General features: G+C 69.1%; 17 protein-coding genes. 14 read left to right on the forward strand and 3 right to left on the reverse strand.

What is annotated here, in order from left to right; translation table 11 throughout:
- The first annotated feature begins 1 nt into the window (after nucleotide 1).
- The 7 genes from RM555_RS24525 to RM555_RS24555 all read left to right on the forward strand — a co-directional run bounded on the left by RM555_RS24525 (nucleotide 2) and on the right by RM555_RS24555 (nucleotide 5,218).
- Nucleotides 2-808 (forward strand): ParA family protein, encoded by an 807-nt coding sequence (locus RM555_RS24525; RefSeq protein ID WP_311413938.1) that lies wholly within the window; start codon nucleotides 2-4, stop codon nucleotides 806-808.
- The gene (locus RM555_RS24530; RefSeq protein WP_311413939.1) at nucleotides 801-2,330 is read left to right on the forward strand and encodes a CpaF family protein; all 1,530 of its coding nucleotides are present in this window, start codon (nucleotides 801-803) and stop codon (nucleotides 2,328-2,330) included. The genes RM555_RS24525 and RM555_RS24530 overlap by 8 nt, the downstream gene beginning before the upstream one ends.
- Entirely contained in the window at nucleotides 2,327-3,232 is a 906-nt protein-coding gene (locus tag RM555_RS24535) for a type II secretion system F family protein (protein ID WP_311413940.1), read from the forward strand. The genes RM555_RS24530 and RM555_RS24535 overlap by 4 nt, the downstream gene beginning before the upstream one ends.
- Nucleotides 3,229-4,086, forward strand: a complete 858-nt coding sequence (locus RM555_RS24540; protein ID WP_311413941.1) for a type II secretion system F family protein — start codon at nucleotides 3,229-3,231, stop codon at nucleotides 4,084-4,086. Before RM555_RS24535 ends, RM555_RS24540 begins: the two co-directional genes overlap by 4 nt.
- 24 nt (nucleotides 4,087-4,110) lie before the next feature.
- A complete protein-coding gene (locus tag RM555_RS24545; protein WP_210839854.1) occupies nucleotides 4,111-4,311 on the forward strand; it encodes a hypothetical protein in 201 nt (66 codons plus the stop codon).
- An 83-nt stretch (nucleotides 4,312-4,394) separates the two neighbouring features.
- Nucleotides 4,395-4,736 carry a TadE/TadG family type IV pilus assembly protein gene (locus tag RM555_RS24550; RefSeq protein ID WP_311413942.1) on the forward strand — a complete coding sequence of 114 codons (342 nt, stop codon included), beginning with the start codon at nucleotides 4,395-4,397 and terminating at the stop codon, nucleotides 4,734-4,736.
- Nucleotides 4,733-5,218 carry a TadE/TadG family type IV pilus assembly protein gene (locus tag RM555_RS24555; protein WP_311413943.1) on the forward strand — a complete coding sequence of 162 codons (486 nt, stop codon included), beginning with the start codon at nucleotides 4,733-4,735 and terminating at the stop codon, nucleotides 5,216-5,218. Before RM555_RS24550 ends, RM555_RS24555 begins: the two co-directional genes overlap by 4 nt.
- Nucleotides 5,219-5,292: 74 nt before the next feature.
- On the opposite strand, the gene RM555_RS24560 is transcribed toward RM555_RS24555, so the two are convergent.
- Both RM555_RS24560 and RM555_RS24565 read right to left on the reverse strand, forming a co-directional pair.
- Nucleotides 5,293-5,748 (reverse strand): HIT family protein, encoded by a 456-nt coding sequence (locus RM555_RS24560; protein WP_311413944.1) that lies wholly within the window; start codon nucleotides 5,746-5,748, stop codon nucleotides 5,293-5,295.
- Nucleotides 5,749-5,967: 219 nt separating this feature from the next.
- Entirely contained in the window at nucleotides 5,968-6,750 is a 783-nt protein-coding gene (locus tag RM555_RS24565) for a Clp protease N-terminal domain-containing protein (RefSeq protein ID WP_311413945.1), read from the reverse strand.
- On the opposite strand from RM555_RS24565, the gene RM555_RS24570 reads away from it, so the two are divergent.
- The 7 genes from RM555_RS24570 (at nucleotide 6,739) to RM555_RS24600 (ending at nucleotide 14,593) form a co-directional block, all read left to right on the forward strand.
- Nucleotides 6,739-7,440: a TadE/TadG family type IV pilus assembly protein gene (locus tag RM555_RS24570; RefSeq protein ID WP_311413946.1), complete on the forward strand. Its 702-nt coding sequence runs from the start codon at nucleotides 6,739-6,741 to the stop codon at nucleotides 7,438-7,440. The genes RM555_RS24565 and RM555_RS24570 overlap by 12 nt on opposite strands.
- A 20-nt stretch (nucleotides 7,441-7,460) precedes the next feature.
- Nucleotides 7,461-10,913 (forward strand): LysM peptidoglycan-binding domain-containing protein, encoded by a 3,453-nt coding sequence (locus RM555_RS24575; RefSeq protein WP_311413947.1) that lies wholly within the window; start codon nucleotides 7,461-7,463, stop codon nucleotides 10,911-10,913.
- A gap of 114 nt (nucleotides 10,914-11,027) precedes the next feature.
- A complete protein-coding gene (locus RM555_RS24580) occupies nucleotides 11,028-11,408 on the forward strand; it encodes a hypothetical protein (protein ID WP_311413948.1) in 381 nt (126 codons plus the stop codon).
- Nucleotides 11,405-12,766, forward strand: coding sequence for a hypothetical protein (locus RM555_RS24585; RefSeq protein WP_311413949.1), 1,362 nt, complete (start codon nucleotides 11,405-11,407; stop codon nucleotides 12,764-12,766). Before RM555_RS24580 ends, RM555_RS24585 begins: the two co-directional genes overlap by 4 nt.
- 109 nt (nucleotides 12,767-12,875) lie before the next feature.
- Nucleotides 12,876-13,979: a hypothetical protein gene (locus RM555_RS24590; RefSeq protein ID WP_311413950.1), complete on the forward strand. Its 1,104-nt coding sequence runs from the start codon at nucleotides 12,876-12,878 to the stop codon at nucleotides 13,977-13,979.
- A 3-nt stretch (nucleotides 13,980-13,982) separates the two neighbouring features.
- Nucleotides 13,983-14,315 carry a hypothetical protein gene (locus RM555_RS24595; RefSeq protein WP_311413951.1) on the forward strand — a complete coding sequence of 111 codons (333 nt, stop codon included), beginning with the start codon at nucleotides 13,983-13,985 and terminating at the stop codon, nucleotides 14,313-14,315.
- Nucleotides 14,312-14,593, forward strand: coding sequence for a hypothetical protein (locus RM555_RS24600; RefSeq protein WP_311413952.1), 282 nt, complete (start codon nucleotides 14,312-14,314; stop codon nucleotides 14,591-14,593). Before RM555_RS24595 ends, RM555_RS24600 begins: the two co-directional genes overlap by 4 nt.
- 445 nt (nucleotides 14,594-15,038) lie before the next feature.
- Here RM555_RS24600 and RM555_RS24605 read toward each other — a convergent pair.
- Nucleotides 15,039-15,792, reverse strand: a 754-nt coding sequence (locus tag RM555_RS24605) for a tetratricopeptide repeat protein (RefSeq protein WP_311413953.1), incomplete at its 5' end; no start/stop codon positions are given.

Here is a 15,792-nt window from a genome sequence, read left to right on the forward strand (position 1 = left end):
CGTGGCAATCATCGCGATGGTTTCGGCCAAGGGCTCGCCCGGCGTCACCACCACGGCGCTCGCCTGCACCCTGTCCTGGAGCGGACGTACGGTGCTGGCCGAATGCGACCCGGCCGGCGGCAGCGTCCTGAGCGGCTACCTGTCCAGTCTCGAGGTCCCACCCATCGGCTTGTTGCCGCTGGCCGCGGCGGCGCTCCGCGACCAGCTCGCCGACGCCTTCGCCCACCAGCTCGTCGACCTCGACGCGGGCAGTCCGGGTCAGCGGCTCGTCCTGCCCGGCATCAATGACCCGGTCCAGGCGGGCACCATCCGACCGACCTGGGAACAACTGACGGAGTTCTTCGCTGACCTGGAGCGCGGCGAGGCCGGCTACAACGTCATCGCCGACTGCGGCCGACTCGCCACCAGCGCGCCGCCGTGGCCGCTGCTGTTCCGCGCCGACCTGCTGCTGCTCGTGGTACGTGCGGCGGCCCTGCGGACCATCGCCCCAGCCGCCGGCGTGGCGGGGATGCTCCGGCGGGAACTGACCCAGTACGGCCAGGGACCGGGAGCCCTCGCCCTGGCCCTGATCGGCGAGGGCCCCTACAGCCGGCGGGACATCGAACAGCGGCTGCAGCTGCCCACCGTAATCGAGCTCCCCGATGACCGACGCACCGCCGAGGTGCTGAGCGACGGCGGCGGCCGGTTGCGAGGTAGCCAACGGTTGCTGCGGGCCGCTGCCAGCGCCGAGTCGACCGTACGTGCTGCGATCGCGCGGCGGCGTGCGCACCTGGCCCCTACCGCATCGAGGGAGAGCAGCCGTGCCTGATGAGCTTCGAAACAGCGGCCCGACCTGGCCGGCAGCGTACGACCGGGTCGCCGCAAACGGCAACCGCTGGCCCACCAACAGCAGCGGGTCTGCCTTCGGGCCGGAGTCCAAGCCGTCAGCCGTCGCCGCGCAGCAGCCCGGGCCGGTGAGCATCGACTACGCGGCGGTGCGACTGCTGCGCGCCCGGGTCAGCGCGGAACTCACCGTGGCGCTCCGGGAGACCCCCAACGTCTCCACCGAGCACCGCCAGGCCGAAGCGGAGCGCATCGCCGCCCGGCTGGTCCGTAATCATGTCGACGCTCTGCATCAGGCCGGACAGCCGATCTCGCAGGCGGAGGAAGACGCGCTGCTCGACGCGGTCGCCGCCGACATGTTCGGCCTGGGCCGACTCCAGCAGCTGCTCGATCGCCCGGACGTCGTCAACATCCACATCCTCGGCTGCGACAACGTGCGGATCGAGCACACCGACGGGCGGATCACGGTAGGCGGGCCGGTCGCCGAGACCGACAAGGAACTCATCGACATGTTCCAGGTCCTGGCGATGCGAGCCGGAGCGACCGAGCGTTCGCTGTCTTCGACCAAGCCGTGGTTGGACATGCAGCTGCCCGACGGCAGCCGCCTCACGGTGCTCATGCAGGTGTCGGTGCGTCCGTACGCGGCCATCCGCCGGCACACGCTCATGGACGTCAGCCTGGAGGACCTCCGCGACCGGTACGGCGCGATGGACGATCTGATCTGCCAGTTTCTCAAGGCGGCCATGGCTGCCGGCCTCAACATCATGGTGGCCGGATTGGCCGACGCCGGAAAGACGACCCTGCTACGCGGTCTGGCCCGGGAGATCCCGGATCGGGAGCAGTTCGTCACCCTGGAGGAGTCCCGCGAGCTCGGTCTGCACACCACCGGACAGCACCGATGGGCGATGAGCCTCGAGTCCCGGGAAGGCCACGGATCCCGGGGCGCCGATGGTCGACCCGCTGGCGAGGTCACGATCATGGACATGATCCCGCTGACCCTGCGGATGTCCGTGCAGCGGATCATCGTCGGCGAGGTCCGTTCCCGGGAAATCGTGCCGATGCTGCAGGCCATGGCCACCAGCAAGGGTTCGCTCTGCACCATCCACGCCCGGCACCCCCGTGCCGTGATGGACCGCGTCATCGAGCTGGCACTGCAACACGGGCCCGAGATGACTGCCGAACTGGCGCGGCGGATGGCCGCAGGCGCCATCGACCTGATCGTGTACGTCAGCGTCGAGGACGAGACCAAACTCGGCGGTCGCAAGCACCGCTTCGTCTCGGAGATCCTCGAGGTGGGCGGGATGAGCGGTGACCAGCTTGTCACCACCCAGGTCTTCGGACCGGGGCCGGACGGACGAGGCGTACCCCGGCATTTGCCGGAGCGGCTGCTCGCACCTCTGCGGCGGGTCGGCTACGACCCTCGTCAACTCACCGGCTACATCCAGCAGGGGGAGCACAACCGCGGCGCCTGGACCACTCGTCTCGACACCGTGACGAGGCAGCCATGAGCCTGCTCGACCTCGCCGCCGTGCTGGCGGGCATGCTCGCCGTCTCCGGCGCGGTCGTCGGTGTCATCGGCGTCGTGGGGACCACCCGGTCGCCCCGGCCACCGTCGGCGGCGCAGCAGCGGGCGCGCCGCTGGTGGACCGGTTCCGGACGTACGCGGCGGGAGCAACGCGCTCACCAGATCAAGGTAGTGACGGCTGCCGCTGCTGGGTGCCTGACCTGGCTGCTGACCGGCTGGCCCGCCGCCGGCTTGATCATCGGCATCGCCGTTCCCGGCATACCGTGGCTGTTCGCCGCCGGTCGCGCCGAGAAGCAGGCCGTCGCCCGGCTGGAGGCCGTGGAGGCCTGGACCCGCCGGTTGGCCGACATCGTCGCCCGGGGCATCGGCCTGCAGCAGGCAGTCGTCGCGACCGCGGCCACGGCGCCGCAGCTCATCGAACAGGAGGTACGCGACCTGGCGGCGCGGCTACAGGGCAGCGGCGACCCGATCGCCGCCCTGCAGCAGATGGCCGACGACCTCGACGACTACACCGCCGACCAGGTCATCGCCCCGCTGATGCTCCATGTCACCGACCGTGGCGAGGGCCTGCACGAGGTGCTGACCGCGATCAGCCGGTCCATCGCAGCCGAGATCGAGATGCGCTCGACGGTCGACGCCAAGCGGGAGGGTCCGCGCTTCGCCGTCCGGTTCCTGACCGGCATGACCATTCTCCTGCTGGCGTACGGGGTGATCAACCCGCACTACCTGCAGCCCTACGGCAGCGTGCTCGGGCAGCTCGTGCTGCTGTTCCTCGCCGGCCTGTACATCGTGCTGATGACCTCGGTACGAAAGCTCAGCCTCCCGCCCAGGCGGGAGCGGCTGCTACCGCCGGTCGAGGCGCAGGCGCTGGGAGCGGCGGCATGAACAACGGCTACCTCACCGCCATGGTCGTCGCCGGCGCAATGACCGGCCTCGGGGTGTTCCTGCTGGTCGTACAGCTGATCCCCGCCCCGCCAGCGCTCGGTCCCGCGCTTCGACGACTCCACCCGCTGACCACCGCGAGCAACTCGCCGGCCGGCATCAGCTGGCTGCGGCGCCGTCTCACGGTGCCGCACGCCGACCTGCGGCTGCTGAACCGCACCACCGACCAGTACTTCCTGACCCTCGGGCTGTCGGCGCTGTTCTGCCTCATCCTGCCAGCCCTCATCACCGTCGTCGTTGCGGTGTTGCGGCTGCCGATCCCCGTGTTCATCCCCGCGGGCGGGGCGCTCGCCGCCGCGTTGGCCGGCGCGGCGCTGGCTCACCGGGAAGTCGTATCCAAGGCTGCCGTCGCGCGGGCCGAGTTCACCCGGGCCATGTGCACCTACCTCGACCTCGCCGCCCACCAGGTCCTCGGTGGCCATGGCCCGGTGGAATCGCTCGACCGAGCAGCCAGTGTCTGCCACGGCTGGGTCTTCGCCCGCATCCGGGAAGCCCTGCTCAGCGCCCAGCTGCAGCTGCGGCCACCGTGGGACGAGCTCAAGGTCCTCGCCCGCGACATCGAGGTCATCGAGCTGGGCGACCTGGCCGACATCATGCGTACCGCCGGCAGCGAAGGCGCCAACGTCCACCAGACGCTGCGCGCCCGAGCCGACTCGATGCGGGACCGGATCCGCACCGAGGCCCTCGCCCAGGCGGAGCTTCGCACCAACAAGCTCGACATCCCCGCTGCGGCGCTGATCCTCGTGCTCCTCGTCCTCATCGGCTACCCGTTCATGGCCCGCCTGTTCGTCCGCTGACCACCCACCCACGGAGGGAACGCCATGCACACCATCCACGCCGTCATCGCCCACCTGGTAACCAACTGGCAGCGCATGACCGATCCAGCTGAGGCTGAGCGAGGCGACAGCCCCGTTGGCACCGCCGTCATCACCGCGATTCTCGTCGCCGGTGCCGTCGTCGTTGCCGGGGCGATCGTCGCCGTCGCCAACGGCTGGGTCGCCCTCATTCCGACGCAGCCGTGACCCAGGCAGAGCCCACCCTCCTCCCGCGCCCCGCCGGACGCTGGCGGACGGGCCACTACCTCAGCGACCGTGGTAGCTCGCCGGTGGAGTTCGCCGTCATCGCGCTGCCGATGATCCTGCTGACCTTCGCCGTCGTCCAGACGGGGCTGGTCTTCTTCGCCCAGTCCATCGCGCTGGGGGCTGCCACCCAGGGGGTCAACGCCGCCCGGGGTTATCAGGCGACTGCCGCAACTGGCGAAGCGCGCGCCACCAGCTTCCTGTCGGCAGCCGGGGCTGGCCTGGAAGACGAACAGGTCGTCGTCACCAGGACCGCCACGGAGGCGCGGGTGACGGTTACCGGCCGAGCGATCACGGTGCTACCTGGTTTCAGCTGGACGATCACCAAGTCCGCGCACGGCCCCGTCGAACGGCCCACCACGCCATGAGTACCCGATGGGTCCACGGTCAGCGCGGCTCGGTGAGCATCGAGATGGCGGTGGTAACGCCGGCCATTCTGGCGCTGTTCGTCGGTGCCGTCATCGGTGGCCGGGTCAACATCGCCCGCCAGGCGCTCGAAGCGGCTGCCTACGACGCCGCCCGCACGGCCTCGCTGGCACGTACCGCAGGCGAGGCGAACGAGCAGGCGCTGGCCGCCGCCAACTCCACCCTCGATGCCCAAGGGCTGAGCTGTACCGGCCTGGACGTCACGGTTTCCGCCGCAGGCTTCGGCGTTCCTGTCGGGCAACCGGCAACCGTTACCACCCGCGTCAGCTGCACCGCGACTTTCTCCGATGTTGCACTGCCCGGCATGCCCGGCACTGTGGCGCTCAGCGCGTCCTTCACCAGCCCGTTGGACACCTACCGGAGCAGAGCCCTCAGGTCCGGGACTACTGAAGCGGTGGACCCGAGTGCGGGTGGCGTGCGATGAGTGCACCGATCAGAGCTGCTTCTCGAACCCGGAGCGGCGGGGACTGCGGAAGACACGCCAACGGGTGCCCGGCCCTACTCCGGGCCGGCGTCGTCGAGCCGCGCGCGGAGTGCTGCGGCGACTTCGTCCTGCTGCAGCTCGTCGAGACGTTGGCCTTGGGAAGCACCCAGGTAGCCGAAGATCGCGGGACCGCGGCGGTCGTCGGGGAGATCCGGCATCCGAGGCACCACGTGGAAGTGCACGTGGGCGAAGCCTTCCTTCTCGGCGAACTGCATGACGTAGGTCTTCGAGCATCCGGTCACGGCCCGCAGGGCTCGGGAAAGCCGCACCTGCCATGTGCCGAGGCTGGCCGCTTCGGCGTCGGTCAACTCGGCGATCGAGGCCACGTGCCGGCGTGGGACGAGTACCAACCAGCCTGGCAGGGCCGCGTCGAAGGCGTGGGCGACGCGCCAGTGCTCGTCGACAGCGACGAGTTCACGTGCCGGCAGCGTGTCGATCTGGCGATTGCGATGGCAGGTGTAGCAATCCATGTTCGAACACTAGTGCGCAGCCTGGTGCCTGCGGGTCCCGGCGAGGTCGGGGTGGTCGACGGCGGCGGTGTAGCGGGCGCTGGCCTGCGCCGACAGGTCGGCCAGGCGGCGGAGGCCGCCGTCGGCGGCAGGAGTGTCGTTCAGGATGCGGTCTTCACGAATCGCGTCGGATCCGCACCATTGTCGGCGCAAGTCGCACTGCCGGCGTTCGCCGGCCGGCTAGGTATCCTGGCTGTCGAGTCGCGCCTCCAGCCGGTCGACTTCGTGATACAACCTGTCGATTTCATCGACCAGGACGACCGCGTCGATGTCGGCCGCCCAACGCCTGATCATGGCATTTCTCTCTGCGAGCACGGCCTTCTCAATGGTGCGCGCGGTAGCAGCGGCGTTGTAGTCCTGAGCGTCCACCGCCGCCTCTTTCTGCTGCTGGGCTTCGGCGATCCTTTGGTTGTACTGACCAAGCTCTGGTGGCAGCCCGATGCGTGGCGGCGCTTGCCGCATGCCGCCTGGCGGCTCCTGTCTGGGGGAGGGCGCACCACCGGTGAACGGGCTCAACAGGCTGAGGTACCCGTCGAAGGCCCGCGCGTAGGTAACGCCGAGGTTGTTCAGAACCGCGACAGCCGTGCTGTCGCCCGCGCTGAGCAAGCCCAAGAGCAGGTGTTGGGTGCCGACGTAGCCGTCGCCGCATTTGGTGGCTTCCGTCAAGGCACGGTCCAGCGCGCTCTGTGCGTCTGCGGTGAGCGAAAGGACGTCGGTGGACGTTGGATCGGTCCGCTCGGCGGGCTCCATGTGCTGCCTCACGGTCTCGAGCGAGGTCCCGATGATTTTGAGCACGGCGGCGGCGACACCATCGCCTGCCGCGACAAGGCCGAGAAGGATGTGCTCGGTGTCGACGTGTTCGCTTGCATCGACGTGGGCCTGCTCTTGAGCAGCGGCTACTGCCGTTCTGGCTCGGTCGGAGTATCGCGCGAAGGCATCATCCAGAGGCTCTTGATCGGCCATGAGGCTCCTCCGCTCAACCCGCTGGCAGTGCTCATTGGTGCCAGCGCCCAGTGTGACAAGGCCTCCGTGGTCGATGGCGGCAGTGTAGCGAGTGCTGACCTGAACGCTGAGCCCGAGAAGGCCGACGAGGTGGCGGACACTGCCGTCGGTGGCGAGGGCTTCGATGCGGACGTGGTCCTCGTGGATAGCGGTGCCGGACGGTCGTCGGCGGTCATGGCGGACAGCGGTCTCGAAACGCGCCCGTCGGAACGGCGTTCTGACGAGTGCGCGACCGCCTTGAGTCGCCGGCTGGGCGACGACGATGGTCGAGTCACCATCTGGTTCGCCGTCCTCGCGCCGGCATTCCTCGCCTTGATCGGCCTCGTCGTCGACGGCGGCGCCAAGGTACGGGCATACCAACGCGCGGACAACATCGCCGCCGAAGCGGCCCGCGCCGGCGGACAGGCCATCAAGGCCGGGCAGGCCATCGACGGTGGCACCAAGGAGATCGACCCCTCAGTCGCAGCCACCGCCGTCCAGGCCTACCTCGACGAACTCGACAGGGTCACGGGCACCGTCACCGTCGACGGCGCCCAACAACTCACCGTCACAGTCACCGTCACCTACAACCCGATCCTGCTCGACCTGTTCGGCGGAGGAGTAGGCACGACGGCCACCGGCCGGGCGACCGCGACCCTGATCGCTCAATAGCAGCCCGCGAAGGAGCAACCGTGGCACGCACCGCACCCACGACCGGCCGTGGTCGACAGGTCCTCGCCGCCATCGGCGCCCTTGCCGTGGTCGCGCTGATCGTCGCACTGCCGGTTCTCCTCGTCTGGGCCGCCGGCAATCCGTTGCCCGGAATCGGCGGTTGGCTCACCGCACTCGCCGACGATCCGGGCACCACCGCCGACCAGATCTGGCAGGCGCTGACCAGCCGGGACGATGGAGACCTGTTCCTGCACACGTTGGCGCTGATCGGCTGGGTCGCGGCGGTCCTGGCCGCATGGACCTGGGTCACATTCCTGGCCGCACTGGTTGTGGAGACCGTCGCGCAACTGCGGGGACGACGGCAGGGGCGGGTCCCGCGCAACACCGCCCGAATCCCTGGGACGCGATTGCAACATCGAGCTGCAGCGGCACTGGTGGCCGTCATCCTCGGGGCGCTCGCCGCACCGACCCTGGCATCGGCCGCGGTGCCCGCCGCAGTCGCCAGCCCTGCCGTGGCCGCCCCCAGCCATGCGATTGCAGACCAGGCGGCGGCACCGCGGGTGGCCCTGCCGGCGCAAGCCCCTGCCGCCAGCGGGTACCTGGAGCACTCGGTGGAGCGCGGGGAGAACCTGCTCGACATCGCCGAGCGCTACAACGTGTCCTGGCAGCGCCTGGCCGAGGCCAACCAGGGTCTTGCACAGCCGGACGGGCGAAGCCTTCAGCCGGGCAACACCCGGATCTACGCGGGCTGGACCCTGCGGATTCCAGGAGTCACCTTCCCGGCCGCCAGCACCACGTCGGCGCAGGCACCGGCCGCAAGGACCGGGCCACTGGTCTACGAGGTAGCGCGGGGCGACTGGCTGGCCGGCGTCGCCGAGCGATTCCTCGGTGACGCCGACCGCTACTCCGAGATCGCGGCGATCAACCCGAGTCTCGAGCGGCGTGACCACCGATTCCCGCACCACATCGAGCGCGGATGGCGCATCGCCCTGCCCCAGGATGCCCGCGATCGTGGCCCCGCTGACCACGCTCAGGGCCGGATCGTGGCCGGCGAACGCACCCAGGCGGCCCCGAGTGCTCCCGACGGCGACGACGGGCCGATGGCGCCCCGCCCACCAACCGGCGACGAGAGCCAGCAGGGTGTACCCGCCCCACCGGCGCCGACTCCGGCAACGCCGGATCGCCCGAGCGAGTCCCCTGCCGTAACTCCATCCGCCTCGGCCAGCCCGCCGAGGGCGTCCGAACCGCCGGCTACGGCACGCCCGATCGACGGCCCAGCCGCCTCGGTATCGGACCATCGCTCCGATCAGCCAGCGGAGGACAGCGACAGTGATGTCGACGAGGCGATCGTCCTGGGCTCGCTTGCCGGCGCAGGACTGCTCTCCGCGCTGCTGCTCACCGCAGTGATCCGTCTACGCAGCCGCCAACGTCAGCACCGTCGGCCCGGCCGCCGGCTCCCGCACCCCCGCGGCGGCGCCACGGAACGAGCGCTGCGCGTGGCCGAGCAGCCGGCCGACGTCGACCGGCTGGACCTCGCCCTGCGCAGCCTCGCCGCCACGCTGGCCGAGCGGGAACAGCCCTTGCCGGACATCGCCGCCGCGTGGATCGTCGACCAGGCCGTCACGGTCGTGCTCACCGAGCCCGGCCCAGAGCCGCCCGCGCCCTGGATCGACGACCGCGGGCACTGGACCTTGCCAGGAGACGCCAGCATGCCCGTCGTCACCGAGCAGTTGGCGCCGCTGCCCACCCTTGTCGCTGTAGGGTCCCAGCCCGGTCGACACCTGCTGCTCGACCTCGAACGCCTCGGCAGCCTCACCCTCGCCGGCGACCGCGAGCGCACACTCGCGCTGCTGCGTTACCTGGCCTGCGAACTGGCCTGCAACGCCTGGTCCGACGACGTCGAGGTCATCGTCACCGGCTTTCCGGCGCAGGAGACCGAACTGCTGATCGCCCTCAATCCGGACCGGGTGCGCGTGGTCCCGTCGGTCGGTGAGGCCGCGACGCGACTGCGGCGCCGCACCGCGGCCGTGACAGCAGCCCTCAACGCATCTGGAGCAGCCGACACCTTCGCCGGTCGCATCACCGACCTCGGCGAGGCGTGGGCGCCTCAGGTGCTACTCGTCGCCGATCCGGACGAAGGCGATCTCGGCGTGCTCGACGAGCTCGGAAAGGAGCTGCGAGACATGGGCCGGTGCGCCGTCGCCGTGGCGAGCACGACCAGGGCCCGCGCGACCGCCGGCCCGAACACCGCCATCATCGACGAGGACGGCCTGCTGCACCTCGCCCTGCCGTTCCTCCTCGTCGAGAGCAATGCGGCAGGACTACCCGTACGGGAGTTGGAGCCGCTCGCCGAGATCATGGCGCAGGCGCGGGCTGCCACGGACGAGCGGACCCCGCCGGCCGCCGAGCCGGAAGCGTGGGCGGACGGCACCGACGCCGCCGGCTCGGTGCTCGATCTGTTCACTGCGGGCGAGCCCTCGACGGCAGCGGGATCCGATGACGTAGAGGCCAATACGTCGGCTCCGCCGGATCCCATCGTCGCTGTGCCCCGCATCGAGCGCACCCGTGCGGTCGCCACCGTTCCACCACGCGAGGTCACCGCCGCGATTCGCCAGCGTCGCCGCCAAGCCGACCCGCAGCTTGATTCGGACCTACGGGCCTGGCACGAGCAGGACAAGACCCGTCCCCGCATCAGCGTCCTCGGGGCAGTCGCGGTCGACGCGCCCGGCCCGGTGCCCGACCAACGCCGCCGATTCCACGCGGAACTCATCGTCTACCTGGCTCAACGCGGTGCCCGCGGAGCATCCGCCGAGCAGCTCACCGACGCTTTGTGGCCCGACCAGCAGGTCAAGGACGCCAGCCGCCGGGTCGCCATCACCCGGGCTCGTCGGTGGCTGGGGGAGACCCCGGAGGGCACCGCCTGGCTGCCCGAGATGGGGTCCGATCGGCTCTACCGGCTGGAGTCGGGCTATCTGCTGGACTGGCACCTGTTCCGTCGGCTGCGAAGCCGCGGCGAAAGTCGTGGCGCTGCCGGAGTCAAGGATCTACGAGCCGCGTTGGAGCTCGTTCGGGGCGTACCACTCGACGGAGCCGAGCGCGCGTACGCGGCCGGCGCCCGCAACCCCTTCACCTGGTTGCCCGAGTCCGACATCTACCCGGGGCATCTCACTTCCGCGATCGTGGACACCGCCCACGAACTTGCCGAGTTCTACCTCGACGCCGGTGATTCCGCCAGCGCACGATGGGCCGTACAGCAAGCTTGGCTGGCCGATCCGGAGCGGGGCGACGACGGGCCCTGGCACGACATCATGCGAGCTGCCCACGCCGAGGGACACACCGCAGAGCTGCGCAATCTCCTGGGGGAGTTGATGCGGGTCCGCGAGGCGGAAGTGCCTGAGGACCTGGCGCCGGTCACGTACGCCCTGCTGCGCGAGTTCCTGCCGGATCTGCTCGCTGCCAGCAGCAGCGGCTAGATCGAACGCACAAACCGACCCATGGGCGCGGCGGACCGAGACCGCGAACCGACACGTTGTACCACCGACCGAACGGAGTGAACGGCCTTGTTGACATCGAATGAAGCTGGCGGCATGGAGTACATCGAGGCAACGAGGAGGGTTGGCGCCGGCCTGACTGAGGCTGCAGACGACACCACTGCGGCAGCAGCCGTCCAGCTGGCGATCGAGGCGTGGAAGTGCCTGGCCGGAACCGACCTCGCCTGGGACCACTGCGGCCTGGAGTTGCTCGACATCCGGGCCCGGCTGTACTCGGAATACGACGACGTGGTCGTGGACGCTGCGGCGCCGGTTCGCGATGATGCCGAGACCCGGCTGGCCGTGGCGACGTTGCTGGAGCAGTTGGCGCGGTACCACGAGCGTCTGGCCGCCGACGATCATGAGGGCCTGGCTCGGCGGCTCAGCCACGACGCCGGCGCCCAGCAGCTACGGCGTGCGGCGGCGGCCCTGGCATGACCGTTGGCCACTGGTACCGGGAGGCGTACCAGGCCCTGCGTGTGGCCGCTACGGCAATGGGACAGCGGCCCGCCGACAGCGCGGCCGACATCAACGCCGCCGTCATGGCCAGGTCCGCCGTCTACGCGCAGTTGGCCCGGGTGACCGAACTGCTGGTCGGCGCCCGCCCGGCAGTGGAGGTACCGGATCGGGCCGGCGCCTCGACCATTATGAGGCGACGCGGGCAGCGGCTGACCCAGCTCTACGTCGGGCTTCGGGCTGCCACGATCCTCGACCGGCAGTTTCCGCCGTCTCCCGCCGTAGGGACCGCCGAACCGGCGCGTTCGCTGCACCGGGCCGCTGACGCAGTCGCCGTGATCGGTGACATCCTCGCCAGCCACGTTCCGCCAGGGCAGGGGCCCCGAACACCGGAAGGGCTCGCGATTCGAGCCGGCGGGGGTGTTCAGTCGGGTATCGCCGAGATCGCCAGGCTCACCTCGAACGCGGTGATCGTCGACATCGCGCTGCCCGGATGGCTCAACGACGGGCGCGGACACCTGGCCGAGATCTACCGAACGGCGGCGGAGACCGCCAGGTGGACCGCCAACAGCGGCCTGGGGGGAATCGCCCGGGAACTGATCGCTGCTGGGCGAGGGCAGCCACCGTTGGATGGACTCGACATCGCCCGCTCCCCGCTGAATCCCGCGCCCAGCGTCCGTACCGTCGATGATGCGGTCGCTGCCATGGCCGCCGCGCGGAGCTCGATGTGGCAGAACCCGGGGCAGGTGACGGGAGCGCATCTGCAGCTTGGAACCCAGCTCGGCCTGGCCGTGCACATCCTGGTCAGCGGCGGTGCCCTGAGGATGGTGGGCGGTTGGCGACAGGCGGCCATCGCGGCCGCCGATCTGCGGGCCACCCCGCCGGTCGGTGCGGGCCGCGACGCTGCCGCTGAGCTGGCCGAAGTCCTGCGCTGGGCGCGATCACAAGCAGCCGTCGGCGGTGACGGGCACGCGCAGCTGCGCGACAGGCAGGTCGTACGCCTCAGCTCCGAGCTTCCGTTCCTGGCAATCACCCTTCACCGGGGGCTGTCCGCCGCCCTTCAGCGGGGCGAACTGTTCGTCAAAGCCGAGGTGCCCTTGGCGCGTCCCGCCGGCTCGCTCATCTTCCGTGCCGCCAAGCGATGGCGGTCGGCCGTCAGCGATGACGATGTGGTGCAGGACTTGAACCGTGGGCTGGCGCAGCAGCAGCCGGACAACGACGGTAGAGGGACCGTGGCGCGGGCGTTCCCTCGCCCTCCGCGACCGAGAGCTTCGATGGTCCAGACACCGACCCGAGCAGTCGATGCAGTGTCGGGACAAGGTCGCCGCCGAACGCGATGACGCCCAAAGAAGCGCTTCGTGTCGGGTGGGTGACCGCGTGCCATGAATTCATTGACGCTGTTGATCTCGGTCCAGTACGGTTCGTGTTCGCAAAAGAGCCACGGGGAACATGAGCGGCTTCCATGTGGATCCGGCCGGCCTGAACGGGTTGTACAACGTGCTGCACCGGGCATCCGGCGACGTTGGCGACACGCTCACGTACGTCAAGCGTCATTGTGACCTCACTTTCGCCGAGGAAGGCCTGCTGGTCATCTTCGCCAGCCCGCACAAGCTGGTGTACGACCGGATGACGCAGGGGCTACAACGGCTGGAGACGGTCAGCCGGAGCGCTGCCACGCAGATCAACCTCGCCCAGCGCCACTACTCCACCTCGGACGTAAATGCGGTAAGCCGGATCGACCAGACCTATCCGGGCGCGAGAGACCCGGCGGCCATGTGGAGCGCGCTCACCACCGGCCGCCCCGACCTGTGGCCCACGGCTCCTCGGTCTCCCTTCGCTGATGTAGCCGAGCCAACCAAGCACCTGGTGTCGCCCAACTACGCGACCGCGGTCGAGATGTGGAAGATCAACCCGCTCGCGGATCTGATCAGCCCTGCTGCCTGGCTGCGCCAGGTCAGCGTGTGGCTGTTCGGGTACGACCCGTTCGAGGACTGGAGCAAGCAGCTCAGCGGCGACTGGGACGCCTACATCCACTGCGCCGCAGCCTGGCGGATCATCGGCAATGCGCTACTCGATGTCGGGCGCAACCTCGTTACCACTGCAGGGGACGTACCAGACGTCTGGCGCGGCCGGGCTGCAGAAGCCGAGCAGGAGTTCCAGCTCAGGCTCGGGAATGCGGCCATGGCCTTGCACCCGATCTGCGACCAGTACGCCGAGCTCTACACCAAGGCTGCCGTGGCTGCCAAACACCTCTTCGATGTGGTCAGCGGCCTGATCGCGAAGCTCATCGACGTCCTGATCGTCATCAACCTCGCCTCAGCTGTCGGCACGGCGACGATCGAGACGGGGGTCGGGCCAGTCATCGGTTACGGCGTGGCTGCCTACTACGCCTGGCAGGCGTACGACCTCTACAACGAGATCTCGACCTTCTACGGCAACGCCGAGGCCACCTTCAAGGGCATCGCCGGAACCATTGGCATGATCCAGGCAAGCGCGGCCGTCTCCGCGCTTCCCGACCTCAAGCCCTATCAGCACCCCGGACAGCAGGGATAGGCCATGACCGACGAGATCCACCGCCAACCGCTGGCCCGCGCGGTCCTGACGACGCTCGCCAGGAGTCGCGGCGGCGACGACCCACTGGGCTCCCTGGCCCGCACCGTCCTCAACGGCGAGGCGGACCTGCGTACGGCGGCGGCGTTCTCCTGGCACGGCCGGGCGCTGGACGACGCCTTCACGGCTTCGCGGCGCGAGCGGGAGGCCCTCGGCCGGGAGGAGCGCGCCGAATGGGAGCGGCAAGCGCAGCAGCTTCGTGACGCGGGTGCGGCGCTGACCGTCGAGGTGGAACCTCTGGGCGGTGCCACCAGCGAGGACCGGGAGAAGCGGCGGTGAACGCCGGCATGCGATGGAGACTGGCCGTCCCGCTGATCGGCCTGAGCCTGCTGATGGTGGTCCCAGCCGTCTACGGCACTTGGGTGTTCTGGTCCGATTTTGGAAACACCTACCGGTCGCTCAGCGTGGTGATCTGCCTGGTCCTGCTGGCACAACTCGGCTTGGCGGTGTCGATCGGCGTACGGCCGACCCGGGATGTGCCTTGGCTGCGGATCGGGCTGATGATGGTTACGTTCCTGGTCGCCTGCGGTGTTGCGGCGTTGCGGCGGTCGGTCTGACAACAGTCGTACCGAAGCGGTCGTTGCTGTTGCCGATCAGACCCTTGGTGGAGCCTGGCTGAGGGGCACCGCGCCGTGGAGACCGCCGCGGCGCCCTGAATTCACCGCTCTGCTGACTGCCAAGGGCATCCCGGCCGATAATCGCTGGACGACGGGCGCCCCTCTACGGTGCTGCAGCAATCAGAGGAAGTGCCGCGCAGGAAGCGGGGACCTCCGGATGCCAGAGGTCGCGACCTTCAGGCCCGGACGGGCCACGAGCGTGCTCCGCGAGGCTGGGCAGGATTTCGAAGGGCTGCAGCCGCAGGTCGCGTTTGGCCGCGCCCGCCGTGGTTCCTGCAATCCTTAACTGTCGATGATAGTGCACGTGGTCATGCCGGTTGGGGATGGTTAGAGCCTTCTTTAGATCTAGCCTTTGCTCCTTCTCGAAACCTTTATGTAGGTTCCGCTATCTCTCCTTAGCTGGCCGCGACATCAACTGTGCCTGTATATGCTCAGCATTCTGCAGCAGCTCCATGAAGGCGATAGGATTATGTTTGGCCAGCCCGCGAAAAATTGTAACGGCGGTGGATGTCATCCGTAACGCCTCGTCGGTTGTTGCCGAATTGTTCAAATGGAAGACTGCGGCTACCAACAACGAGTGGGCTAGGTCGGCTTCGTAGGCGGTCGGGTCGGCGGCGGCTAGCCGCCGGAATACCTCGACTGCCTCCGTTGCGGCGGTTAGGGCTTCTTCCTGCCGGCCTAGCTCTGACAGGATGTTGCCGAGATTGTTGAGCGACCTGGCAAGGCTGTGTTCGTGGGCGGTCGGGTTAGCTGCGGCCAGTCGCCGGCGAATTTCGACTGCCTCCGTTGCGGCGATGAGGGCTTCGTCCTTCCGACCTAGGCCCGCTAACCTGTTGCCGAGATTGTTTAGCGACCTGGCGAGGTCTGGTTCGGCAGTGGCTGGGTCGGCCATGGCTAGCCGCCGGCGAATTTCGACTGCCTCCGTTGCGGCGGTTAGGGCTTCTTCCTGCTGGCCTAGCTCTGACAGGATGTTGCCGAGATTGTTGAGCGACCTGGCGAGGTCAGGTTTGTGGGCGGTCGGGTCGGCGGCGGCTAGCCGCCGGAATACCTCGACTGCCTCCGTTGCGGCGGTTAGGGCTTCTTCCTGCCGGCCTAGCTCTGACAAGATGCTGCCGAGACTGTTCAGTGACCTGGCAAGG

This window comes from Micromonospora reichwaldensis, from assembly GCF_031845925.1.
In the GTDB taxonomy this organism is placed as follows: Bacteria; Actinomycetota; Actinomycetes; order Mycobacteriales; family Micromonosporaceae; genus Micromonospora; species Micromonospora reichwaldensis.

Excerpts from the sequence above, each read along its gene's own strand:
- RM555_RS24535 (WP_311413940.1), top strand. The coding sequence starts at position 2,327 with ATGAGCCTGCTCGACCTCGCCGCCGTGCTGGCGGGCATGCTCGCCGTC.
- RM555_RS24540 (WP_311413941.1), top strand. The coding sequence starts at position 3,229 with ATGAACAACGGCTACCTCACCGCCATGGTCGTCGCCGGCGCAATGACC.
- RM555_RS24545 (WP_210839854.1), top strand. The coding sequence starts at position 4,111 with ATGCACACCATCCACGCCGTCATCGCCCACCTGGTAACCAACTGGCAG.
- RM555_RS24555 (WP_311413943.1), top strand. The coding sequence starts at position 4,733 with ATGAGTACCCGATGGGTCCACGGTCAGCGCGGCTCGGTGAGCATCGAG.
- RM555_RS24560 (WP_311413944.1), bottom strand. The coding sequence starts at position 5,748 with ATGGATTGCTACACCTGCCATCGCAATCGCCAGATCGACACGCTGCCG.
- RM555_RS24565 (WP_311413945.1), bottom strand. The coding sequence starts at position 6,750 with ATGGCCGATCAAGAGCCTCTGGATGATGCCTTCGCGCGATACTCCGAC.
- RM555_RS24580 (WP_311413948.1), top strand. The coding sequence starts at position 11,028 with ATGGAGTACATCGAGGCAACGAGGAGGGTTGGCGCCGGCCTGACTGAG.
- RM555_RS24585 (WP_311413949.1), top strand. The coding sequence starts at position 11,405 with ATGACCGTTGGCCACTGGTACCGGGAGGCGTACCAGGCCCTGCGTGTG.
- RM555_RS24590 (WP_311413950.1), top strand. The coding sequence starts at position 12,876 with ATGAGCGGCTTCCATGTGGATCCGGCCGGCCTGAACGGGTTGTACAAC.
- RM555_RS24595 (WP_311413951.1), top strand. The coding sequence starts at position 13,983 with ATGACCGACGAGATCCACCGCCAACCGCTGGCCCGCGCGGTCCTGACG.